Annotated in this window: 25 protein-coding genes; 2 read left to right on the top strand and 23 right to left on the bottom strand. The window is 54.3% G+C overall.

All coding sequences use genetic code 11. The features are described 5' to 3' along the window. From era to VGU61_RS17325, 19 genes are all read right to left on the bottom strand, one after another. Window positions 1-901 (bottom strand): GTPase Era (gene era, locus VGU61_RS17410; RefSeq protein WP_326860474.1); only part of this gene is annotated, 901 nt, incomplete at its 3' end. Then, a complete protein-coding gene (gene rnc, locus VGU61_RS17405) occupies window positions 898-1,899 on the bottom strand; it encodes a ribonuclease III (RefSeq protein ID WP_326860473.1) in 1,002 nt (333 codons plus the stop codon). The genes era and rnc, both read right to left, overlap by 4 nt. Before the next feature lie 16 nt (window positions 1,900-1,915). After that, window positions 1,916-2,308, bottom strand: coding sequence for a DUF4845 domain-containing protein (locus VGU61_RS17400; RefSeq protein ID WP_326860472.1), 393 nt, complete (start codon window positions 2,306-2,308; stop codon window positions 1,916-1,918). 22 nt (window positions 2,309-2,330) lie between these two features. Next, window positions 2,331-3,242, bottom strand: coding sequence for a signal peptidase I (gene lepB, locus VGU61_RS17395; protein ID WP_326860471.1), 912 nt, complete (start codon window positions 3,240-3,242; stop codon window positions 2,331-2,333). Continuing rightward, window positions 3,239-5,032 (bottom strand): translation elongation factor 4, encoded by a 1,794-nt coding sequence (lepA, locus tag VGU61_RS17390; RefSeq protein ID WP_326860470.1) that lies wholly within the window; start codon window positions 5,030-5,032, stop codon window positions 3,239-3,241. The genes lepB and lepA overlap by 4 nt, the downstream gene beginning before the upstream one ends. A gap of 197 nt (window positions 5,033-5,229) precedes the next feature. Next, complete coding sequence (locus VGU61_RS17385) at window positions 5,230-5,508, bottom strand: glutaredoxin family protein (protein WP_326860469.1); 279 nt, start codon at window positions 5,506-5,508, stop codon at window positions 5,230-5,232. A gap of 91 nt (window positions 5,509-5,599) precedes the next feature. Further along, window positions 5,600-7,087: a DegQ family serine endoprotease gene (locus VGU61_RS17380; RefSeq protein ID WP_326860468.1), complete on the bottom strand. Its 1,488-nt coding sequence runs from the start codon at window positions 7,085-7,087 to the stop codon at window positions 5,600-5,602. Window positions 7,088-7,119: 32 nt separating this feature from the next. After that, window positions 7,120-8,133 (bottom strand): MucB/RseB C-terminal domain-containing protein, encoded by a 1,014-nt coding sequence (locus tag VGU61_RS17375; RefSeq protein WP_326860467.1) that lies wholly within the window; start codon window positions 8,131-8,133, stop codon window positions 7,120-7,122. Window positions 8,134-8,138: 5 nt separating this feature from the next. Continuing rightward, entirely contained in the window at window positions 8,139-8,783 is a 645-nt protein-coding gene (locus VGU61_RS17370; RefSeq protein WP_326860466.1) for a sigma-E factor negative regulatory protein, read from the bottom strand. A gap of 72 nt (window positions 8,784-8,855) precedes the next feature. After that, the gene (gene rpoE / locus VGU61_RS17365; RefSeq protein ID WP_326860465.1) at window positions 8,856-9,458 is read right to left on the bottom strand and encodes an RNA polymerase sigma factor RpoE; all 603 of its coding nucleotides are present in this window, start codon (window positions 9,456-9,458) and stop codon (window positions 8,856-8,858) included. A 97-nt stretch (window positions 9,459-9,555) separates the two neighbouring features. Then, on the bottom strand, window positions 9,556-10,056 hold the full coding sequence (locus VGU61_RS22680; protein WP_414691656.1) for a protein YgfX: 501 nt from the start codon (window positions 10,054-10,056) through the stop codon (window positions 9,556-9,558). A gap of 58 nt (window positions 10,057-10,114) precedes the next feature. After that, window positions 10,115-11,362: a beta-ketoacyl-ACP synthase II gene (fabF, locus tag VGU61_RS17360; protein ID WP_326860464.1), complete on the bottom strand. Its 1,248-nt coding sequence runs from the start codon at window positions 11,360-11,362 to the stop codon at window positions 10,115-10,117. A 30-nt stretch (window positions 11,363-11,392) separates the two neighbouring features. Continuing rightward, window positions 11,393-11,632: an acyl carrier protein gene (acpP, locus tag VGU61_RS17355; protein ID WP_040041346.1), complete on the bottom strand. Its 240-nt coding sequence runs from the start codon at window positions 11,630-11,632 to the stop codon at window positions 11,393-11,395. Window positions 11,633-11,753: 121 nt separating this feature from the next. Beyond that, window positions 11,754-12,500 carry a 3-oxoacyl-ACP reductase FabG gene (gene fabG, locus VGU61_RS17350; RefSeq protein ID WP_326860463.1) on the bottom strand — a complete coding sequence of 249 codons (747 nt, stop codon included), beginning with the start codon at window positions 12,498-12,500 and terminating at the stop codon, window positions 11,754-11,756. Next, window positions 12,497-13,429 (bottom strand): ACP S-malonyltransferase, encoded by a 933-nt coding sequence (gene fabD / locus VGU61_RS17345; protein ID WP_326860462.1) that lies wholly within the window; start codon window positions 13,427-13,429, stop codon window positions 12,497-12,499. The genes fabG and fabD overlap by 4 nt, the downstream gene beginning before the upstream one ends. A 16-nt stretch (window positions 13,430-13,445) precedes the next feature. Further along, on the bottom strand, window positions 13,446-14,432 hold the full coding sequence (locus VGU61_RS17340; protein ID WP_326860461.1) for a beta-ketoacyl-ACP synthase III: 987 nt from the start codon (window positions 14,430-14,432) through the stop codon (window positions 13,446-13,448). Then, window positions 14,429-15,520, bottom strand: a complete 1,092-nt coding sequence (gene plsX / locus VGU61_RS17335; protein WP_326860460.1) for a phosphate acyltransferase PlsX — start codon at window positions 15,518-15,520, stop codon at window positions 14,429-14,431. The genes VGU61_RS17340 and plsX overlap by 4 nt, the downstream gene beginning before the upstream one ends. A 147-nt stretch (window positions 15,521-15,667) precedes the next feature. Further along, entirely contained in the window at window positions 15,668-15,850 is a 183-nt protein-coding gene (gene rpmF / locus VGU61_RS17330; RefSeq protein ID WP_089399413.1) for a 50S ribosomal protein L32, read from the bottom strand. Window positions 15,851-15,978: 128 nt separating this feature from the next. Further along, the gene (locus VGU61_RS17325; protein WP_326860459.1) at window positions 15,979-16,476 is read right to left on the bottom strand and encodes a YceD family protein; all 498 of its coding nucleotides are present in this window, start codon (window positions 16,474-16,476) and stop codon (window positions 15,979-15,981) included. A gap of 125 nt (window positions 16,477-16,601) precedes the next feature. Here VGU61_RS17325 and VGU61_RS17320 point away from each other — a divergent pair, with 125 nt between their 5' ends. Next, window positions 16,602-17,207: a Maf-like protein gene (locus VGU61_RS17320; protein WP_326860458.1), complete on the top strand. Its 606-nt coding sequence runs from the start codon at window positions 16,602-16,604 to the stop codon at window positions 17,205-17,207. Between the two features lie 18 nt (window positions 17,208-17,225). Then, the gene (locus VGU61_RS17315; RefSeq protein WP_326860457.1) at window positions 17,226-17,978 is read left to right on the top strand and encodes an SAM-dependent methyltransferase; all 753 of its coding nucleotides are present in this window, start codon (window positions 17,226-17,228) and stop codon (window positions 17,976-17,978) included. Window positions 17,979-18,234: 256 nt separating this feature from the next. On the opposite strand, the gene VGU61_RS17310 is transcribed toward VGU61_RS17315, so the two are convergent. The 4 genes from VGU61_RS17310 to VGU61_RS17295 are packed head-to-tail and all read right to left on the bottom strand — an operon-like array spanning window position 18,235 to window position 21,354. Further along, window positions 18,235-19,251, bottom strand: a complete 1,017-nt coding sequence (locus VGU61_RS17310) for a S49 family peptidase (protein ID WP_326860456.1) — start codon at window positions 19,249-19,251, stop codon at window positions 18,235-18,237. Window positions 19,252-19,253: 2 nt separating this feature from the next. Further along, window positions 19,254-19,646, bottom strand: a complete 393-nt coding sequence (locus VGU61_RS17305) for a Rieske (2Fe-2S) protein (protein ID WP_326860455.1) — start codon at window positions 19,644-19,646, stop codon at window positions 19,254-19,256. Then, window positions 19,646-20,305 carry an HAD-IA family hydrolase gene (locus VGU61_RS17300; RefSeq protein WP_326860454.1) on the bottom strand — a complete coding sequence of 220 codons (660 nt, stop codon included), beginning with the start codon at window positions 20,303-20,305 and terminating at the stop codon, window positions 19,646-19,648. The genes VGU61_RS17305 and VGU61_RS17300 overlap by 1 nt, the downstream gene beginning before the upstream one ends. A 35-nt stretch (window positions 20,306-20,340) precedes the next feature. Then, window positions 20,341-21,354, bottom strand: a complete 1,014-nt coding sequence (locus VGU61_RS17295) for an RluA family pseudouridine synthase (RefSeq protein ID WP_326860453.1) — start codon at window positions 21,352-21,354, stop codon at window positions 20,341-20,343. Window positions 21,355-21,978: the final 624 nt, after the last annotated feature.

Below are 21,978 nucleotides of genomic sequence, written 5' to 3'. Positions count from 1 at the left end.
ATTCGTAGCCGTAGGCACGCAGCCGGGATTCGTTGTCCGCCCAACCGGATTTCACCTTGACCCAGATTTCGAGGTACACCGGGCCGCCGAACAGCTTTTCCATATCCAGGCGAGACTGCGTGGAGATCTCCTTCAGCTTTGCGCCTTTCTGTCCAATGACCATCGCCTTGTGGCTGTCACGCTCCACCAGTATCGCGGCGAAGACGCGGCGCAGGTTTCCTTCCTGCTCGAACTTTTCGATGACCACGGTGCTGGTGTACGGCAATTCTTCACCGACGAAACGGAATACCTTTTCGCGGACGATTTCCGATGCGAGGAATTTTTCGCTTCGGTCGGTGATGTCATCTTCGCCGAATACCGGCTGCTCGACCGGCAGGTATTTCTTGATTTCGTCTTCCAGTACATCGAGCTGGAAGTTCTGCTTTGCAGACACGGGCACGATAGCTGTGAAGTCACGTTCCGCAGCCACCTGTTGGGCGAAAGGCATCATCACCGCCCTGTCCTTGATACGGTCGGATTTATTGATGACCAGGATGCACGGAATGTCGGCGGGAAGAAGGTTTATCACCTGCTTGTCGGCAGGACCGAACGTACCCGCCTCAACAATGAACAGAATCACATCGACGCCGGTCAATGTCGTCGTGACCGTGCGATTGAGTGTCTTGTTGAGAGGATTCGAATGACGTGTCTGGAAACCGGGCGTGTCGATATAGATGAACTGTGCGTCATCCTTGGTTTGAATACCGGTGATACGGTGGCGGGTCGTCTGCGCCTTGCGCGACGTAATGCTCACCTTGGCGCCGATCAAGGCATTCATCAGCGTGGATTTGCCTACGTTAGGCCGTCCCACGATAGCAATATAGCCGCACCGGAAGTCCGGGCGAGCAGCAGAGTCTGTCATGCGGTTTTTGGTTGAGAGGTCGCTAGCGGGGTGTTGGACTCGTCAGGAATCGGGATCTGCGCGTCGATGTCGGTATTCGAATCAATATCGGAATTCGCTTCCGGATCGGCGCTTGCATTGGCCTCGTGTTTGGATTCACGGGCACTGCCGTGCTTCGCTTCAGCTTTTGCTTCGCTTTTAGCGTCTGCCTTGGCTTCGGATCTTGCGGACTTTGATGCTTTTTTTGGCTCTGCCTCGACCGGCGCATCCGGCTGGATCGTGGCAATGCCGGCGAGTTTGAGTTGTGACGCACGTGGCCGGGTTTTACGAGCAGCGGCGGTTTTTACCAAGGCGTTTTGTACCGCCTCCAATGCAAGCTTCGCTGCCGCCTGCTCGCCGGCCCGCCGGCTGCCGCCAGTGCCGAATACCTGGATATCCAGCTTAGGCACGAGGCATTCGATTTCAAATTCCTGATTGTGTGCAGCACCATGCGTCGCAACGACGTTGTATTGGGGAAGTGCAATCTTTTTGCCCTGGAGATATTCCTGGAGCAACGTCTTTGCATCCTTTCCCAGTGTCTTCGGATCAACAGTATCAAGTATAGGAATATAGAGTGCCCGGATGACATCACGGGCGGAATCGAACCCCGCGTCCAGGAAAATTGCGCCGAACAGCGCTTCCAGGGTATCGGCCAGTATTGAAGGACGCCGAAACCCGCCGGATTTCAACTCGCCTTCACCCAGGCGCAAAAACTGGGAAAGCTCGAGCCGCTGGGCAATTTCATAGAGCGACTGCTGCTTGACGAGATTGGCTCGCAAGCGTGACAAGTCGCCTTCATCAATCTTGTTGTACCGATCGAACAACAGTGATGCAACAACGCAGTTGAGGATCGAATCCCCAAGAAACTCCAGCCTTTCATTATGCAGACTGCTATGGCTGCGATGCGTCAGGGCTTGCTGCAGTAGAGCGGCATCCCTGAACGTGTGGCCTAGCCGATCTTGCAATAACATCAGGTCCATAGCACCTTAAATTGGCCTATTGCACTGCTGCCGTTCGTTTCTGCCCCTTAGCTGTCGTCGCTTCATAGTCGATTGTGAGACTGACGGGCCCGAACAACTCAATTTTTTTCTGATAAGCAACGTTGACATCCAGACCGTCGTTCGACTTGACGATTTCCAGATCCTTGCTGGTGACCGATTCGATATAAGCAGTGTCCCGCTGTTTCTCGAATGCCCCCTGGATTTCCCGCGGAGTGGTTCCGGACGCTTTCGCAGTCTGGATCGCTTTTTTAATGGCCGCGTATTCAACCACGGTCGGCACAACCTTCATTCCCAAGATGGCGGCAAGCGCAACAATGACAATGACAAAAAGGAATCCAAAAAAAGATATTCCACTTTGTCTGGTTCTGATTTCCGAACGTAGTTCCATGATTGCGCTCCCCCTTGATTTTTTATTCAAAACCACCAATACGGCTTGGATTACTTAAATTCATCCAGATAAAAAATGCTTTTCCGACAATGTACTCGTCCGGTACGAAACCCCAGTAGCGGCTGTCCAGACTGTTATCACGATTATCACCCATCATGAAGTAATGTCCAGCAGGCACCGCACATGCAAAACCCTCGAGGTTATACGTGCACAATTCCCGATTCGGGAACGCATCCGGATTCGCCACATAAGCCGGCGATCTTTCATCTATGACAATTTTATGTGGTGTATTGCCTATATGTTCCAGGTACTGCTTGAAGTACGTTAAACGCTCTTCATCCAGATGATCCGGTAGAGCTTCGTAAGAAATCTCTTTACCATTGATCGTTAAACGCTTGTTTTTGTACACTATTTTATCACCGGGTACGCCGACTACACGTTTAATGTAATCAAGTGACGTATCTTTCGGATACTTGAAGACCATAACATCGCCACGTTGTGGCTGATTCACCTCAATAATTTTTTTATTGATAACCGGCAGGCGTATGCCATAGGTGTACTTGTTAACGAGAATGAGATCGCCAACTGCCAGGGTCGGCACCATGGAACTGGACGGAATCTTGAATGGCTCGTAAAGAAAGGATCGCAGGAAAAATACGAGCGCAATCACTGGAAAGAAGCTGCCGGAATACTCGATCCAGGTCGGCTGGCGAAGCATGTCCGCTTCCAATGCAGCCCTGCCGCTGTCGTCGGCCTTGATACCGTCGGCTCTCAGCTTCGCCTGGCGGGCATCGAAACCTGCCAGCGCGGCATCCGCCCTCACCCTGCGCTGCCGGGCCAGATAGAACACATCGAGAAACCAGATTACCCCCGTTACGACGGTCAACACAAACAGGATTAATGCAAAATTGCCAAGAATCGATTGCAAACTCATTTATCGTCCACTTGTAAAATTGCGAGAAATGCTTCCTGCGGTACTTCGACCGATCCAACCTGTTTCATCCTTTTCTTACCCGCCTTCTGCTTTTCAAGCAGCTTCCGCTTGCGGCTGATATCGCCGCCATAGCACTTGGCCAGCACGTTCTTGCGCAGCGCCTTGACGTTTTCGCGGGCGATGATATTGGACCCGATCGCCGCCTGTATCGCGACGTCATACATCTGCCGAGGAATCAGCTCCCGCATTTTCGCGGCGACCGCGCGCCCGCGGAACTGGCTATTGGACCGGTGCACGATGATAGCCAGCGCATCGACCTTGTCGGAGTTGATCAGCATGTCGACCTTGACGACGTCAGCCGCCCGATTTTCCTTGAACTCGTAATCCATCGACGCATAGCCACGTGATGTGGATTTCAGCTTGTCGAAGAAATCCAGCACGATTTCCGCCATGGGCATTTCATAGGTCAGCATGACCTGCTTGCCGTGATAGCTCATGTTGGTCTGCACACCGCGCTTCTGCGTGCAAAGCGTGATGACGGAACCCACGTACTCCTGCGGCATGTACAGATTGACAGTGACGATCGGCTCGCGGACTTCCTCGATTTTTGACGGATCAGGCATCTTGGACGGGTTGTCGACCGAAATTACCGTTCCATCCCGCAGGACGACTTCGTAAATCACTGTCGGCGCGGTGGTAATGAGGTCCATGTCGAATTCACGTTCCAACCGCTCCTGCACAATTTCCATGTGCAACAGGCCGAGAAACCCGCAGCGGAAGCCAAACCCAAGCGCTTGCGACACCTCCGGCTCATACTGCAATGCGGCGTCGTTCAGCTTCAGCTTTTCGAGCGAATCCCGCAATGCATCGTACTGGTTGGCCTCGACGGGAAACAGCCCTGCAAAAACCTGCGGCTGAACCTCTTTGAATCCGGGCAGTGGTTCGGCAGCCTTCTTTGAAGCGAGCGTGACGGTATCGCCCACCTTGGCAGCCTTGAGTTCCTTGATGCCGGCAATGATGAAGCCCACCTGTCCGGCGGACAATGTTTCTCTTGCCTGTGATTTCGGCGTGAATACGCCAATGCTTTCGGTCAGATACTGCGCGCCGGTCGCCATCAGCAATATCTTGTCTTTGGGTCGTAATGTGCCGTTGACGATCCGCACCAGCATGACGACGCCGACGTAGTTATCGAACCAGGAGTCGACAATCAACGCCTGCAGCGGCGCATCGGGATCGCCTTCCGGCGGCGGCACTTTCGTGATCAGCGATTCCAGCACGTCTTCGACGCCCAGACCGGTCTTCGCGGAGCAACGCACCGCATCGGTCGCATCGATGCCGATGACATCCTCGATTTCGCTGATGGCGTTCTCAGGATCAGCTGACGGCAGGTCGATCTTGTTCAGTACCGGGACCACCTCGACATCGAGATCAAGCGCCGTGTAGCAGTTCGCCACGGTTTGCGCTTCCACCCCCTGCGATGCATCGACGACCAGCAGCGCACCTTCACATGCGGACAGGGAGCGGCTGACTTCGTAGCTGAAATCCACGTGTCCGGGAGTGTCGATCAGATTCAGGTTGTAGATCTGCCCGTCCCGCGCTTTATAGGACAGAGCGGCAGTTTGCGCCTTGATCGTGATGCCGCGTTCCCGCTCCAAGTCCATCGAATCGAGAACCTGCGCTTCCATCTCTCGGTCAGTCAGTCCACCACAGATCTGGATGATGCGGTCGGCGAGCGTCGATTTGCCGTGGTCAATATGGGCAATGATCGAAAAATTACGAATGTTATTCATTCACTAAGATGCAATTACAAAAAAGGCGCTCTAAGCGGGGGGTTATCACCCCAAGCGAGCGCCTTGTGACAAAAGGTTGTTCGATAGCCGGCATTTTACCGGATTCCAAACGGGAAAACCGAGCAAATCGAGGCAAGTGGCATTGCGAACGCCTAGGGAAATGTGCCGGTTCGCGTCAAATCATCATTATCAACGTATCAGCTCGACTTCGATTCGGGAGACAGGAAGCTCCTGACTTTCATCTCGTCGAGGAAATAGTTGCATAGCAAAACAGCGCCATGCCCGTCCTTATCGCCAAGAAGTACAGGCACCAGTTCATCATACTGCGCTACCAGTGCTTCATCGGCGTCGACATCGATTACCTCTACTGTGAACGCGTATTCACCGCTTAAAGACTGTAGCGCCTCCAGCATGTCATCACAAAGATGGCAATAGCTGCGTGAATAAAGAATGAAGCGGGGAACAGGAGAGATCATGGCAGCAACCAAACTTGTGACTCAAGTGAAAAAGGCCGCAAGCATCCGGCTTGCGGCCCCGTTTGCACCATACCAGTGCAGCTAACCTACCTTATTGCGTAACTGGGCGAATAGGCACGAACTGAGAAGCTTCCCCGCGGCGCACCAGCAAAACGCTCGATTTCTTCGGATCAAGCTTCGACACCACAGTGCTAAATTGTTGTGCATCCTTAATGTCGGTATTGTTGATACGCAGGATGATATCGCCGGGTCGCAGCCCTGCACGGGCAGCCGTGCCTTCAACCTTATCAACCAGAACGCCGCTATCGAGCCTTAGTTCCTTCTTTTGCGCCTCCGACAGGTTGCTCACGACCAGGCCCAGCGAATTAGCGGGCTGAGGCGGCTTGACGGCCTTTTCCTCCGCCTTGGCTGTCTTTTCCGGCTCCAGCTCGGCAACAGTCAACGTCACGTCACGGTTGGCCCCCTTGCGCCACAATGTCAGCGTGGATCGTGTTCCAGGCTTCGTTGCGCCAACCAGCCGCGGCAAGTCGCTCGATTTTTCAATATTCGTGCCGTTGAACCGGAGAATGATATCGCCGGCTTCAAGCCCGCCCTTCTCCGCCGGACTGCCTGGTTCGACGCGCTGAACAAGTGCGCCCTGCGCACGCGCCAGCCCGAGCGACTCTGCGACTTCCTTCGTCACTTCACCAATCTGGACGCCGATACGTCCTCGCGTCACTCGCCCGGACACACGCAATTGATCGGCCACCCGCACGGCCTCGTCAATTGGCACCGCGAACGAAATACCCATGTAACCGCCTGAACGGCTGTAGATCTGGGAATTGATACCAATGACTTCGCCGCGCATGTTGATGAGCGGTCCGCCCGAATTCCCCGGATTGACCGCCACGTCGGTTTGAATGAGAGGCAGGTAATCGCCGGTGTCCCGCGCCTTGGCAGAAATGATCCCTGCAGTCACCGTGTTGTCGAGCCCGAAGGGCGAACCAATTGCAATTACCCATTCCCCGACACGAAGTTTGCTTGGATCACCTACGGCGAGATGGGGAAGATTGTTGCCATCTATCTTGACGACCGCCACGTCCGTCCGCTTGTCGACACCGATGATCTTTGCTTTGAACTCGCGCTTGTCGGTGAGAGTGACGTACACCTCATCGGCTCCCTCAACCACATGGGCATTGGTCAGAACAAAACCGTCGCCGGAAATGATGAAGCCGGACCCGACGCCGCGGGGCGACTCTTCCTCGGGCTGAGGCGTGCCGGGCGAGCGCCCGCGCGGCGGACGATCAGGCTGCTGAGGACGCGGCGGCACGGGCACACCGAAGAAACGACGGAAGAATTCCTGCATTTCCTCGTCTTCGGTACCCGGCATGCCGGGCTGACCTTGCTTCAAGCGCTCGGTCGTCCGGATATTAACCACTGCGCCACCGGTTTTTTCAACCAGATCCGCAAAATCGGGAAGGCTGGTGACCGAAGCGGCTGATACATTGCCGATCCCAACCAAGGAAGGCACAAAAAAGGCGCTGACAGCACTAAAAAGCACGGCTGCAGCCGTGCTTTTGCGAAAGAATATTGTTTTCATAACATCCAGGTTGTAGGCCGGTTGTACTTATTTTATTTGGTTTTGAACTCAATCGAATTCGCGACCTGCCTGATCGCAGGCGCAGGTACTTCTCCCACGATGGTAAGCCAAAAATCGCCATGGCGCTTGCCTACAATATTCATTGCGCCCTGCTGCATCGAACCTTCCGTTCGGCTATGCGTGCCCGGCTCCACAAATACTGAAATCGCTGCGAGACCGTCCGAAAATACCATCTGTGATACTTCCCGCTGCGTACTTGCCGCGCCGACTGCATTGGCAACAGCACCATCCGACACCATCCTTTTTACTTCACGAATCTTCTTGAAGCCTGGCGGGACGGATTTGACCGTCCAGCCAGACAAGCTGGCCTGGCTCATCAGTGTATTTTCAACCCGCCAGCCGCTGGTGTTCCTGAAGCTCGGCTTTACCTTGTTTTTATCGATGTTCCCGATCGCGATCTGAGTGAACGAAATTTGCTCGACCACTTCACTTTTTTCGTTAAGGGTTTGCGCCCTCAACAGCAAGCCCGTCGACTTTTCGGCCCATAGCTTATAACCATATCGAAAACCATCTTTCGGCTCGAGCACAATCGCTTGGCAATCATGGCCGGCGACTCTGCCAGCCTCATCCATTCGAACGTTATAAAACTGTGTCAGCTCGGAAGGATTTGTCGCCAGGATCGCTGGGAAAACATCATGCGTCACCCGCTTTTCGATCAGCAAAGTCTTTGCTTCGGGTACATAGCAAATCACTTCGTCATTGGTACGAATATATTCCCGGGGTTTGCCGTCGAGGATTTCCAGCTTTTCTACCTCGTTCTTCCCATCCAGCAAATGGGTAATCCGTGACGTACGAATCTGGTTACCCTGCTGGTAAACGAACGCACCTGAGTAATCCAGTTTTTGCGCCGACGATTGAATCTTCTTGAGCCAGTATTGCGCATCCCGCTTGTCGGCCAGCGAATCTGCATTTTCCGCAAAGGCGGCAAACGCAAAGAATGTGGACAGAGCAACGACAAACTTAAAAAAGCCGAGTGTTTGCCGCATACAAATTATTTAGTGGAAGCAGTTGGAAATGTGGCCGATCGAGCATATTGAGCGGAGCTGTACACGGAAGGAGAAAAGCGTTGATGCGCCATCAGGTAGTCGTCGATTTGCGGATCGCGCAGCACGACCCCTTCAGGCCCTTCGGCGACGATGACACCAGATTGGGACGGCAAGGCAGATTGCGCCTTGCCGGAGCCGGCGATCTGCATTGCGGAAGCTGCCTCGCCCTTGTTTACCACCAGTAACTGCGGCGATGCGACAAACATGACCGACGCAACTGCAGCTGCGGCCGCCATACCGGGAACCGCCCAATTCTTCATGAATGGTTTTTGGACCGGCGCATCATTTGCAGCCGCACGCGGCTGAATCACGCCGAGCATCGGCGACGAGGCGGACTTGCTGGTATTGAATGGTGCGACGACGGTAGGCTCGGCCTCGAGCCGGGCAGCCATGCGTGCAGCGAATCCGGGACTGAGTTCCACTGCCATGTCGTCGGAACGCAACACATCGCCGATCTGATGGTAGGCTTCCCAAGCCTCCCGCCCTCGGGGTTGGCGCAATGCGGCCAACGCGAGATCGATATTCTGCTCGCACAATTCGCCGTCAACGAGGGCTGAAATTTGTTCCTGGGTCATTTCTTTCGTATTCATCACTACCTCGTGCAAGCCGGGCGAATCCCTGGGTTTTCGTCAAAATATGTTCTTTATCACCTGTTTTTACCGCTACCAGCGTTTGTCTATCGCAGTCCCAAGAAGCGGTCTCAGTTTTTCCGCAATCGCTTCCCTGGCTCGGAATATACGGCTCCGAACCGTACCTATTGGACATCCCATGGCTTCGGCGATTTCATCGTAGCTCAAGCCCTCGATTTCGCGCAATGTTATTGCAACTCTCAGCTCGTCAGGAAGCGCGTCCATTGCCACATTCACCGTCTCCGCAATCTGCTTGGTCGCCAGCATTGACTCGGGCGTGTTGATATCTCTTAGGTAATCGCCGTCATCAAAAGTTTCTGCTTCCTCCGCGTCCGCTTCGGTGGAGGTTGGCGCGCGCCTGCCCTGCGTTACCAAGTAATTCTTCGCGGTGTTAATCCCGATCCGATATAACCAGGTATAAAACGCAGAATCTCCACGGAATTGCGGCAATGCGCGGTACGCCTTGATAAAGGCTTCCTGCACCACGTCCTCCGCTTCGGCCTGGTCGCGCACGAGCCGCGAAACGAGCCGCATCAGTTTCCGTTGGTACTTGGTCACCAATAGCTCAAACGCTTTTTTATCGCCACGCTGGACACGCTCGACAAGCAGTTGATCAATATCGCGTTCTGTCGTCAATCCCCATTCCCTTGTTTCGGTGCAACATATGCGCGGCTTGCTAGTTGACTGGAAGAAATATAAGAAGTTCAATCTTGCTGAACATAAATCAGATTTTTTATAGCAACGATGAATTTTTCTGCACTGCAATCCATCGACATGCAACCGATAAAGCCCTAAAGCCGTCCCGCGAAACGCTGTCGGGCAAGACCGGTAATACTGTAGTCATCCCATCATCGGACCTCAAATGAAGTAGCAGCAAATGAGACCAAAGCGTAGAGTTCTTTTGCAGGCTAACCTGCAGACCGTGATCTTTTACATGCGGCCAATTCTGTTCACGACAAGAGGGGGTCGAATCAGTTACTTTCGAGAGCCGCACCTGTCCTGTGCCCGAGATATTAAGTTGTAGAACTTTTCGGTTCCAAACAGTATGATAAAACCCAAAAAATGCGAGAAAAAAAACGAAAACCCCAACCGCGTATCGAGAAGCGGGAGGCAGATCGCCGAAGCGGGAAGAGAGAAGCAGGCATGCAATGACCACGGTCATGCCACACATGCCTCCTACCATCGCCAATAACAGACGAGACGGCCTTATAGTGACCGACGTAGCGATGGACATAGGATGAATTGAAATTGATACCAGACCTCTTCCGTATCAGGAAGAGGTCCAGGGCCAATCAGACTTTACCGAACACGAGCGTGCCGTTCGTGCCGCCGAATCCGAATGAATTCTTCACGGCGATATTGATCGGCATCTCACGTGCGGTGTTCGCACAATAATCAAGATCGCATGCCGGATCCTGATTGAAGATGTTGATGGTCGGCGGTGAAACCTGATGGTGCAGAGCGAGAACAGTGAACACCGATTCCAATCCGCCTGCACCGCCAAGAAGGTGGCCAGTCATGGATTTGGTGGAATTGACGACGATGTTCTTGGCGTGGTCGCCAAGCGCACGCTTGATTGCCACGGTTTCCGCGATGTCGCCGAGTGGCGTGGATGTACCGTGCGCATTGACATAATTCACCTGCTCCGGATTGACTTGAGCATTCTTCATGGCAGCGACCATGCAACGTCGTGCACCATCGCCGTCTTCCACCGGAGCGGTCATATGATATGCATCCGCACTCATGCCGAATCCGAGAACTTCCGCGTAGATTTTCGCACCGCGCGCCTTGGCGTGCTCATACTCTTCCACGACCATGACGCCCGCTCCTTCTCCAAGCACGAATCCGTCGCGATCCTTGTCCCAGGGACGGGACGCGGTCTGTGGATCGTCGTTGCGAGCGGACAGTGCGCGAGCCGCTGCGAAGCCACCGACGCCTAACGGAGAGACAGTCGATTCCGCGCCACCCGCCACAATAACATCCGCATCACCATACTCGATCATACGGGCAGCTGCACCGATGCAGTGCAATCCTGTCGTACATGCGGTCACGATGGCGATATTTGGCCCTTTAAAACCGTATTTGATCGAAAGATGCCCGGAGATCATGTTGATGATCGACGCAGGAACGAAGAATGGGCTGATACGGCGAGGGCCTCGATTCGTCAGCTCGGCATGGGTCTCTTCGATCATCGGCAAACCGCCGATGCCTGATCCAACGATTACGCCGATCCGCTCGGCATTCTCCTCGGTTACCACCAGGCCGCTGTCCTGAATTGCCTGAATCCCGGCCGCCATGCCGTAATGGATGAATGTATCCATATGGCGCGCTTCCTTACCAGGAATGTAGTCCTCGATATTGAAGCCTTTTACCTCCCCGGCGAAACGGGTGGAGAATGGCGTAGCGTCGAATTTGGTGATGGTCGCAATGCCGGACCTGCCTGCGATAAGAGCTGTCCATGCATCGGCAATCGTATTGCCGATAGGCGAAATGCAACCGAGGCCGGTGATTACGACACGGCGTTCACGTGCGCGGCTCAAGCGGTTCTCCTGAAGTCAGTCAAAAACAAATTAGGCCTTGACGTGCGCCTTGGCGTAGTCGATCGCCTGCTGCACAGTAGTGATTTTTTCTGCTTGCTCGTCCGGGATTTCCATTTCGAATTCATCTTCGAGTGCCATTACGAGCTCGACCGTGTCCAGCGAATCTGCACCGAGATCATCGACGAACGACGACTCATTCTTGATGTCTGCTTCTGCGACGCCAAGTTGCTCAGCGACGATTTTCTTAACGCGTTGTTCGATATCGGACATATTATCCCTCCAATGGGTGACAGAAAGTGCGCGCATTTTATCAGGTTTGCGCAATGAAAATTCACTTTCAGCTTCTGTTTTCATTAATCCCCAACTTCAGCTGAAAGTGTCCAGTGAACGACTAGCTCATGTACATGCCGCCGTTGACATGCAGTGTCGTGCCCGTAATGTACGCTGCCTGCGGTGACGCCAGGAAGGCAACCGCGGCAGCAATATCTTCAGGCAGCCCGAAGCGACCCAGCGGAATCTGCTGCATCAATGCAGCAGATTGCTGTTCTCCCAGCTCCCTGGTCATGTCGGTATCGATAAAACCCGGGGCGACGCAATTGACGGTGATGTTACGACTTCCAATCTCACGGGCAAGTGCGCGGCTCATGCCTGCAACGCCCGCTTTTGCCGCCGCATAGTTCATCTGCCCTGCATTGCCGGCCGAACCCACCACCGAGGTGATGTTGATGATTCGTCCGTGCTTGGCTTTCATCATGCCACGCAGTACGGCGCGGGACAGTCGCGCGACGGCAGTCAGATTCGTAGAGATGACAGCATCCCATTCCTCATCCTTCATGCGCATCGCAAGCTGATCCTGTGTGATGCCGGCATTGTTGACGAGAATCGACAGCGAACCAAACTCCTTCTGAATCGATTCGACTGTCTGGGCGCAGGCATTGCCGTCGTTGACGTTCAGCACCAATCCTTTACCGGAATCCGGGTGAATTTCCTTCAGGTATGCAGATATCCCGGCTGCGCCCGATTCAGATGTTGCGGTGCCGATTACCTTTGCCCCCTGCTTTGCCAGTTCCTGCGCAATGGCACGCCCGATGCCCCGTGATGCGCCGGTTACCAGAGCCACTTGGTTGTTCAGATTCATTTCAGGACCTCCAGGATCTTTTCCAGCGAAGCCTGATCCACAATCGCGTCACCAGACAGGTTCGCGTCAATGCGCTTAGTCAAACCGGCGAGTACCTTTCCAGGGCCGCACTCGATGATATGAGTCACTCCGCCTGCCGCCATTTTCTGGATTGTTTCGACCCAGCGAACCGGGCTGGCCGCCTGGCGCACAAGTGCGTCTTTGATCGCAGCGACATCCTCGATCACAGTGACGTCGACATTGTTGATAACGGGAATAGCCGGAGAAGCAAAATCCATATTTGCCATGTAATCGCGCAGGCGATCCGATGCCGGCCGCAGAAGCGAGGAGTGAAACGGCGCGGACACCGGGAGCGGCAACGCGCGTTTGGCGCCCTTGGCTTTTGCTGCCTCGCAAGCACGCTCTACTGCCGACTTGTGGCCGGCGATCACGACTTGCGCTGGCGCATTGAAATTGACCGCCTCGACCACCTCGCCTTGTCCACCTTCTGCACATGCAGCTTTCACATCCTCGTCCGATAGTCCCAGGATGGCGGCCATGCCGCCTTGCCCAACCGGTACTGCTTCCTGCATTGCCCGTGCGCGGAACCTGACCAGCGGCACGGCATCATTGAAAGCGATGACGCCCGATGCCACGAGCGCCGCATATTCGCCCAAGCTATGTCCTGCGACAATCGAGGGCTTCGCGCCGCCGGCAGCGAGCCACGCTCTATAGATAGCTACTGCAGCAGTCAGCATGACAGGCTGTGTGTTGGTCGTGAGGTCCAGCTCTTCCTTGGGCCCTTCAGCGATCAATTTGGCGAGGTCGAATTGCAATGCTTCCGATGCTTCGGCAACGGTTTGCTGGACGACATGGTTATCGGCGAAGCCATTCAACATACCGATGGCTTGCGAACCCTGTCCGGGAAAGACAAATGCGAATGTACTCATGCGTTTGATCAGAAAGTTACATTTGTGCGAGAACCGCACCCCAGGTAAAGCCCCCGCCGACGCCTTCCATCATGACGTTGTGGCCGGGCTTGATACGGCCATCCCGCACCGCCTTGTCAAGAGCAAGCGGAATCGAAGCGGCCGAGGTATTCCCGTGCTGATCAACGGTTACGACCATCTTTTCAAGTGGCAGTCCAAGCTTCTTGGCGGTGCTTTGCATGATGCGGATATTGGCTTGGTGCGGTATGAGCCAATCAAGCTGCGAGGCATTCATGCCGGCGGCTTCCAGCGCCTCATGTGCCACCTTGTCGAGAACCGATACCGCCAGTTTGAAAACTGCTTGTCCATCCATGTACAGGAATGCGCTGCCTTCCACCACGCCTCGACTGACGCTGCCAGGCACGCAAAGAATATCGGCATGGCTGCCATCTGCGTGCAATCTGGTCGCCAGTACACCCGGCTTATCGGCGGCGGAAAGCACGACCGCGCCTGCGCCGTCGCCGAACAGCACACAGGTCGTACGATCTTCGAAATTAAGAATACGGGAAAAAACTTCGGCGCCGATTACAAGCGCATTCTTGTGTGCGCCGGATTTGATGAAGCTGTCCGCTACTGAGACGGCATAGACAAAGCCGCTGCACACCGCCTGCACGTCGACCGCGGCGCATCCGTTTGTGATGCCCAACTTACGTTGCACCACGCAGGCAGTGCTGGGGAAGCCGCCGAAATAGTCAGGCGTGGACGTCGCAAGGATGATCAGGTCGATGTCATTCGTCTGCAAGCCGGCCATATTGATTGCCTGCTTCGAGGCGGCAACGGCCAGATCGCTTGACTGTACATTGGGTTCCGCATAATGCCGAGCAGAAATCCCACTGCGCGAAACGATCCATTCGTCAGATGTCTCGATACCCTTTTCGGCTAGCTGCAAAGCCAGTTCCTGATTGGTCACTCGCTTGGGAGGTAGAAAACTTCCCGTGCCGATGATTTTGCTATAGAGAGTCATGCCGTCTTTTGTTGTGTGAGTTCCTCTACTGTGGCCGGACTTTCAGGAGTGGAAGCTCCTTCACTGTGCGGCATCAGTTCAGCGAACGTCTTGGAAATGCGCGAAATAAGGTCGTGGTCCGCGGCGTCAAAGGCGCGCTTGATGGCCCACTCATAGCCGTAAGCATTCTCTCCACCATGACTTTTGAAAACCAGGCCGCGCAACCCCAGCAAGCTGGCGCCATTGTAGCGCGATGGATTCATTCGCTTGGAAAAGGCTTTGATTGCGCCGCCGGCGATCAGCGCACCCAGCATGTTGAGCGGGTTGCTTTTGAATTCCGCAGTCAGCGCTTTCTTGACGAAGCGGCCTAGGCCCTCGGAAGCCTTGAGGACGATATTGCCGACGAATCCGTCGCAAATGACGATGTCGGTCGTACCTTCGAAGATATCGTTGCCCTCAACATTGCCGTAGAAATTGATCAAGCCCTTTGCATGGTCGATGCGCAGCAATTCGGCAGTTTGCTTGACGACGTCGTTTCCCTTGATGTCTTCCGCACCGACATTGAGCAGTCCAACCGTTGGCTTGGCCTTGCCGTCGAGCGCGGAAACGAGTGCCGATCCCATCAATGCAAATTGATGCAAATGCTGGGCCTCGCAATCGACATTCGCTCCGAGGTCAAGCATGTATGTCGGCGCGTCCTTCTGATTGGGGATCAGCGTGCAGATTGCCGGACGGTCGACACCGGGAATTGTTTTCAGTAGGTAACGTGACACAGCCATCAGGGCGCCAGTATTACCCGCCGAGACACATGCCTGAGCCTGCCCGTCCTTGACCAAATTGATCGCGATTCGCATGGACGAATCTTTTTTGCGGCGCAGCGCAACTTCGAGCGGATCATCCATGGTGACGACTTCCGTCGCGTTAACGATGGAAAGCCTGGAATGATCAATCGCCTTGTGCTTCTTCAGCTCCCCGCGAATCGCCTCTTCGAGGCCGACCAATATCAACTCGGCACGAGGCTCGTGATTGACAAACGATATGGCTGCGGGAATGGTGACCGCCGGGCCATGGTCGCCACCCATGCAGTCAATGGATATTTTGATTGTCATTGTTTTGATTCAGACCCTTGTTCCAACCATCTTGCGGGCCAGATCCGGCGTGATTCAAAATGACGAAACACACTGTCTCAGCATATGAAAAAACGGCGCCAAGTCAAACCTGCCGCGCCGTTTTTTGATTAGAACAGTGATTGACGATTACTCGTCGTTTTTGGTCTTCAGCACCTTGCGCCCACGATAGTAACCGTTCGGACTGATGTGGTGACGCAGATGGGTTTCACCGGTTGTCGGCTCAACTGCCAGTGGCGGAGCGACCAGGAAATCGTGTGCACGATGCATGCCACGCTTGGAAGGGGATTTCTTGTTTTGTTGGACGGCCATGATAGCTCCTAAACCTAAAGACTTGAGATTTTAACATATCGGATTCACGAACTTGCCGTAAAACCAGATTCCATACTGCACATTTTTACTTCACATGACTACAGCAACGCAAGGCGCGTGGCGTCACATCACTGCTTCAAATTTTTGAGGACCGCAAACGGCGATACCTTTTCTTCCTTTATCACAGACTCGGGCACCAATCCCGCCGGACAAGTCTCATGCTTCGGTGACACCGGGATGGCCAACAGAGCTTCGTCCTCAATCAACGCAGCAACATTGAATTCCGCCTCCCCGACAATCACCTCTACGTCTTCGTCGGCAAGAAGCGCATCCAATTCATCAGCGCTCGCCTCGTCGCGAGCAAGCACGAGAGTCGACTCCGAATCAATATCGAACACAAATGGCGTAAGGCACCGTTGGCAGATCAGGCTGACTGCACCGTTAATCGAAAGTATCAATTTCGGATGCCCGTGACTGTTACTGCCGCCTTGCAAGGACCAGCGAATCACACCAACCTTGTCGACCGATTCCTCGGCTAGACGCGGGAGCTTCGACAACTCGATTTCACCGTCCCGCCGCTCCTTGACGCGGCAAAACTCAAAAGCGTCGATCACAAAAGCATTCATAGGACAAGCCGAATCCGGAAAACCTGCGATAATAACAGGCTTTTCCCTTATTCGTCAAAGTGTTAGCATGCATTCGTCAATGCAATTTCGTTCACTACCAATCCGGATAACGAAGCGATAAATCAATGTCATCGTCGGCTCCTATACATCTTGTTCTTGCTTCCAGCTCCCAATATCGCAAGGAATTGCTGTCCCGTCTGCATTTGCCTTTCGATGTGCTGTCGCCTCAAATCGATGAAACGCCGCTGCCGGACGAGGCACCACATGCTACTGCACTTCGGCTGGCGCGTGAAAAGGCAGCGACAGTTGCGAGGCTGATGCCGCAGACGTTGGTCATTGGCTCCGATCAGGTTGCCACATTGGACGGCGAGCAAATCGGCAAGCCCGGATCACATGGCAATGCATTAAAGCAACTACAAAAAATGCGCGGCCGCCAAGTAATTTTTCATACCGCCTTATGCCTTTGGGATGGGCGAGATGGGGCCGCGCATCAAGTGCAGACCGAGAATATACAAACACTGGTAACTTTCAGGGACCTGCCGGACAGCGAACTCGACGCCTATCTCACTATAGAGCAGCCATATGATTGCGCCGGGAGCGCGAAAAACGAGGGGCTGGGGATTGTAATCATCGACAAGATCGAAAGCACCGATCCAACTGCGCTGACAGGGCTTCCATTGATAGCATTGACTTCCATGCTGCGTCGTGCGGGCGTGCAGTTTTTCAGATAACTTGTTTTTCGCCATTGTATGCCAGGCATCCTTTACCTCATTCCCAATACGCTTGGTCCAGTCGATCCGACTCAAACCGACCCGCTCGCCGAAATCATTCCGGAAAGCGTTCGATCCATTGCTGCGAAGCTTGAGTACTTCATTGCTGAAAACGCGAAGACAACCCGCGCTTTCCTGAAAATCCTTGCACTCGATCGCCCGCTTGCCAGACCGTTGCAGGAAATCCGCATCTCGGAATTGAACGTGAATACCGACTCCGGCAAGTTACCGGAATTGCTGGCACCAATTCTGGCCGGAGCGGATGGAGGACTGATTTCCGAAGCAGGCGTGCCAGCGGTGGCCGATCCCGGTGCAAATCTGGTCCGGTTGGCCCATGCACATAAAATTCGCGTCAGGCCGCTGGTGGGCCCATCTTCGCTGCTGCTCGCTGTCATGGCAAGCGGACTGAACGGCCAAAGTTTTGCCTTCAACGGTTATTTGCCCATTGATGCGGCAGAGCGGGCGAAACGAATCAAGATGCTTGAGGAGCGCTCCCGCCAGGAAAAGCAAACGCAAATTTTTATTGAAACGCCCTATCGTAATGGCGCCTGCCTCGAAGCACTTATCAAAAATTGCAAAACTTCAACCTTGATTTGCATTGCCACGGACCTGAGCCTTTCGTCCGAAGCGATCACCATGCAAACCGCCGGCAAATGGAAGAGCGACCTTGCAAACGGATTAGCACCAGACTTTCAAAAAAAACCCACCGTGTTCCTGATGCTTGCGGAGTAAAGACTCCAGATGTGCAAAACGGCGGTCAAAGCCGCCGTTTTGCATGCCCCGAAAGGCCTTCATGAAGAAGTCCGAGACTTCTTGTAGCCGCATCAATGATGCGGTAGCTTAGTTGACCAACTCAGAAATTTCTCCTTGCTACGGTATCGTTTTACGTACATGGATCGATTCTGCCGCCGGACATCTGCAGTATAAAAAGAACCCACCGGGTTTCAAGTACAAATTCGATTTTTCTAAAGTCCTTATGCGAAGGCAATTATTTCATCGATGGTTTCGCAGAGTTCCATAATGATGCCATCGCAGCGGTACCGACCGCACCGCCGAATTTTTTCAGCAGACGCTCGGACAAGCCCTCGTGCTGCGTATAGTCGACAATGTCTTCCGCCTTGATCTCATCGCGGGCGACCGTATCAACAGTGCCGAAACCATCGGCCAGCCCTATCTCGACCGCCTTGGCACCACTCCAGAATAGTCCCGAAAAGGTTTCCGGTGTTTCCTTGAGTCGTTTCCCTCGACCTTGCCGCACAACGTCGATAAATTGACGATGCACTTCATCGAGCATTTCCTGGGCATAGGTCTTCTGCTTTTCGCTCTGGGGGCTGAACGGATCCATGAATCCCTTGTTTTCGCCAGCCGTCATCAGGCGACGCTCCACACCTGCCTTCTCCATCAAGCCGGTAAACCCGAATCCTTCCATCAGCACGCCGATGGATCCAACAATGCTCGCTTTATTGACAAATATCTTGTCCGCGGCGACTGCGATGTAATACCCGCCGGACGCGCAAATCTCGTCGACCACTACATAGAGTGGCTTTTTGGGATAGGCCTTGCGAAGTCGGACGATCTCGTCATTGATGATGCCGGCCTGTACCGGACTGCCGCCAGGGCTATTGATCCGCAGGATGACGCCAACGGCGTTCACGTCCGAGTACGCTCTGTTGAGTGCCGGAACAACGGAGTCGGCGGATCCCACCGTGCCGGATTCGATCGTGCCATCAATTTCGATGAGTGCCGTATGGGCACCTACCGGATCGCTTTCGCCCGGGTTGTAGCCAGACCCGATCCATAGCGCGGTGACGATAATTGCCAATGTCGCCAGCTTAAAGAAAATTCCCCAGCGCCGCCGGGCACGCTGCTCGGCCAGCGTTGCAAAGGCCAATTGCTCCAGCACGCTGCGCTCCCAACCGCTAGCCGTCTTCGGCTGCGTGAGCTGGGCTGGATCAGACTGGCTGCGCGCAGCTTCACTGTTTTCATCAAATCCGTTGTTGCTCATTGTTATCGACTCTTTTCTTCCCTGTTAATACTTGCCGGCGTCAGGTAATCATCCGGCTGCCAAAATACCTGGCCGTCCTGCTCAACCACCATGATAGGCCGCAAACGCCCGCCGCGGCACGGCCCGCCTACACAATGGCCGTTTTCAGGCGTATATATCGCCCCGTGGGTTGAACACATCAGATACAAGCCGCTGGACTCGAAGAAATCCCCCTCGTTCCAGTCAAGCTCGATCGGTACATGCGCGCAGCGATTGAGGTAACCGTACACCCTGCCATCATATCGAACGACAAAACCATTGCCTGTTTCGCCGCCCGCCGTGACCGGGAAACGGACGCCCTTCCCGCCCTCAACCACGGACTCCGAACTGCATATAGGAATTGCAGTAACAGTCATTATGCATTCTCGCCGAGCCAGGCATGCAATTGCGCGACGGAATCGGCTGCAAAGATCGGATTCAACACTTTTAACTCCTCCGACGGATGCGCGCCGTAATGCACGGCGATTCCCGCCGCGCCGGCATTGATTGCCATTTGCAGGTCATGCGTCGTGTCGCCGATCATGACCGTACGCTGCAGATCCTGGCCCAGTTCCCTGGTCAATTCCTGCAACATGGCCGGATGGGGCTTGGAAAAAGTTTCATCCGCACAGCGGGTTGCGTCGAACAGGGAAAGAAGCCGACTGGCATCGAGCGCCCTGTTCAGCCCGACACGGCTCTTGCCGGTCGCGACCGCAAGAAAATAGCCTTGCTGAGATAAATCAGTGAGCATTTCCCGTACTCCATCGAACAGCTCGAGCCCTTTATCCTTGGATAAATAGTGATAACGATAGCGCTCGACCATCCGCGGATAGTATTTGGGATCCAAATCGGGCAATGCCGCCTGCATTGCGTCCTGCAGTCCGAGGCCGATGACGTAAGACGCCGCCTTGTTGTCCGGAATCGGGAGGCCCAGATCCTTTGCCGCCGCCTGAATGCAGCGGACAATAGTGGACGTGCTGTCCATCAGCGTGCCATCCCAGTCAAAGACAATCAGATCGAATCGTTTTCTTGCCATATTTATATTGTCGGTATTGTTAGTTAGCGTCTTGCTCAGGTGACCGCAATGGTGGCTTCCAGGCTTTTAAGGAAATGCTCGCATTCGGGAGGAAGTTTTGCCGACAGCGTGACTGGTTTGCCGGATTCAGGATGCAGAAACGTTAGCTGGCGGGCATGGAGGAACATGCGCTTGAGTGCGATTCGGTTGCCGTCGGCTTTCTGAAGCGCCCGATTCAAGCCGAAATCGCCATATTTGTCGTCCCCGACGATCGGGAAGCCGCTGGAGGCGAGATGAACACGGATCTGGTGGGTGCGACCGGTCTTCAATTCGGCATCGAGGAGCGCAAAATCGCCGAACTTGCGTACCAATGTAAATATAGTATGCGACGGCAGGCCATCAGACTGGACCCTCACCCGCCGCTCACCCTCCGGCGTGTTGTATTTGAATAAGGGCAACTTGATATGCTGGCGGGCATGTTGCCAGTTTCCATGCACCAAGGCGAAATAACGCTTGTCGATTTCGCCTTCACGGATCTGCTCGTGCAAGTTGGTGAGCGCAGAACGTTTCTTGGCCAGCATCAGAATGCCGGAGGTGTCGCGGTCAAGGCGGTGCACCAGTTCAAGAAATTTTGCCTGCGGCCGCGCCGCACGCAACTGCTCTATGACGCCATAACTGACGCCCGATCCGCCATGCACCGCAACACCCGCCGGCTTGTCTATCACCAGCAAATGGTTGTCTTCAAGCAATATATGGAACTCGCTGCCAGGTGCACCGCTCGCCTGCTTTTCGGCCATGCGGACTGGCGGCACTCGCACGACGTCGCCTTCACGCAACCGGTAGGTCTGGTCAATTCGGCCCTTGTTTACGCGCACCTCGCCGGACCGCAAAACGCGGTAAATATGACTTTTCGGCACGCCTTTGCAGATGCGTAACAAAAAATTATCGATACGCTGGTCGGCCTCTTCGTCGGAAATCGTAATGAGTTGGACTTGAGGCGAGACTTGTGACGGCTGGTCGGCGCTTTGGGTTTCAGCCCGCTTACCAGAAACTCTCGCTAAGTCCTTCATTTTGAATATATAATTGTTTCGCAGCAGTTACAAATACGCTGCTGGTGTAAGAATAAAAAGCACATTCTACACAGGGGCGTCTCCACCGGCCTCGCCAATTTGCAAATTCGATGGAAAAGATGTGTACGCATCATCCTCGCGCGAGTCTGCGTTACACCGTTGTTAAGGTCAGCGTTGTTGTGATCGACAACGCGCAGGGATGATGGAAAAGAATGCTTGAATCAAAAGGATAAATCCGGCAAGCAGTGTCCGTCATGAAGACATGCTCGCTGGTAGATGTGGATGAATTTTGTATGCCGATGTCCGCCGGGCCCATAGCATGGCCCGTCTTGGCCAAGTCGTTTGATGCCGTGCCCCTGCGCTCGATGCTATCGAGACGCTCGGCGCGGCGTCAGCGCGTAAACGGCATGCGGCACAACCATGTCCGCGCCCTGTTGCGGCGAGAGCGGGTAATACCGCCTTTCGCCGCACGTTAAGGCAATTCCCTCCTTGAGCACTCCGTCCTCGCGTACATCCCAATAGCAAGGCTGCATCAATCGGTGTCATTCACCCTTTGACAGCATTAAAGATGACCGTAAGGTCACGGAGCAAAAAATGAAACGCATGTTGTTCAACGCCACGCAG

The organism is Noviherbaspirillum sp. (assembly GCF_035944575.1).
Classification (GTDB): domain Bacteria; phylum Pseudomonadota; class Gammaproteobacteria; order Burkholderiales; family Burkholderiaceae_D; genus Noviherbaspirillum.
The sequence above is the reverse complement of the archived record's forward strand: the minus strand, read 5'-3'. Positions and strand labels throughout refer to the sequence as shown.

Excerpts from the sequence above, each read along its gene's own strand:
- rnc (WP_326860473.1), bottom strand. The coding sequence starts at position 1,899 with ATGGACCTGATGTTATTGCAAGATCGGCTAGGCCACACGTTCAGGGAT.
- VGU61_RS17400 (WP_326860472.1), bottom strand. The coding sequence starts at position 2,308 with ATGGAACTACGTTCGGAAATCAGAACCAGACAAAGTGGAATATCTTTT.
- lepB (WP_326860471.1), bottom strand. The coding sequence starts at position 3,242 with ATGAGTTTGCAATCGATTCTTGGCAATTTTGCATTAATCCTGTTTGTG.
- lepA (WP_326860470.1), bottom strand. The coding sequence starts at position 5,032 with ATGAATAACATTCGTAATTTTTCGATCATTGCCCATATTGACCACGGC.
- VGU61_RS17385 (WP_326860469.1), bottom strand. The coding sequence starts at position 5,508 with ATGATCTCTCCTGTTCCCCGCTTCATTCTTTATTCACGCAGCTATTGC.
- VGU61_RS17380 (WP_326860468.1), bottom strand. The coding sequence starts at position 7,087 with ATGAAAACAATATTCTTTCGCAAAAGCACGGCTGCAGCCGTGCTTTTT.
- VGU61_RS17375 (WP_326860467.1), bottom strand. The coding sequence starts at position 8,133 with ATGCGGCAAACACTCGGCTTTTTTAAGTTTGTCGTTGCTCTGTCCACA.
- VGU61_RS17370 (WP_326860466.1), bottom strand. The coding sequence starts at position 8,783 with ATGAATACGAAAGAAATGACCCAGGAACAAATTTCAGCCCTCGTTGAC.
- VGU61_RS22680 (WP_414691656.1), bottom strand. The coding sequence starts at position 10,056 with ATGTCCATCGCTACGTCGGTCACTATAAGGCCGTCTCGTCTGTTATTG.
- acpP (WP_040041346.1), bottom strand. The coding sequence starts at position 11,632 with ATGTCCGATATCGAACAACGCGTTAAGAAAATCGTCGCTGAGCAACTT.
- fabG (WP_326860463.1), bottom strand. The coding sequence starts at position 12,500 with ATGAATCTGAACAACCAAGTGGCTCTGGTAACCGGCGCATCACGGGGC.
- fabD (WP_326860462.1), bottom strand. The coding sequence starts at position 13,429 with ATGAGTACATTCGCATTTGTCTTTCCCGGACAGGGTTCGCAAGCCATC.
- VGU61_RS17340 (WP_326860461.1), bottom strand. The coding sequence starts at position 14,432 with ATGACTCTCTATAGCAAAATCATCGGCACGGGAAGTTTTCTACCTCCC.
- plsX (WP_326860460.1), bottom strand. The coding sequence starts at position 15,520 with ATGACAATCAAAATATCCATTGACTGCATGGGTGGCGACCATGGCCCG.
- rpmF (WP_089399413.1), bottom strand. The coding sequence starts at position 15,850 with ATGGCCGTCCAACAAAACAAGAAATCCCCTTCCAAGCGTGGCATGCAT.
- VGU61_RS17325 (WP_326860459.1), bottom strand. The coding sequence starts at position 16,476 with ATGAATGCTTTTGTGATCGACGCTTTTGAGTTTTGCCGCGTCAAGGAG.
- VGU61_RS17320 (WP_326860458.1), top strand. The coding sequence starts at position 16,602 with ATGTCATCGTCGGCTCCTATACATCTTGTTCTTGCTTCCAGCTCCCAA.
- VGU61_RS17315 (WP_326860457.1), top strand. The coding sequence starts at position 17,226 with ATGCCAGGCATCCTTTACCTCATTCCCAATACGCTTGGTCCAGTCGAT.
- VGU61_RS17310 (WP_326860456.1), bottom strand. The coding sequence starts at position 19,251 with ATGAGCAACAACGGATTTGATGAAAACAGTGAAGCTGCGCGCAGCCAG.
- VGU61_RS17305 (WP_326860455.1), bottom strand. The coding sequence starts at position 19,646 with ATGACTGTTACTGCAATTCCTATATGCAGTTCGGAGTCCGTGGTTGAG.
- VGU61_RS17300 (WP_326860454.1), bottom strand. The coding sequence starts at position 20,305 with ATGGCAAGAAAACGATTCGATCTGATTGTCTTTGACTGGGATGGCACG.
- VGU61_RS17295 (WP_326860453.1), bottom strand. The coding sequence starts at position 21,354 with ATGAAGGACTTAGCGAGAGTTTCTGGTAAGCGGGCTGAAACCCAAAGC.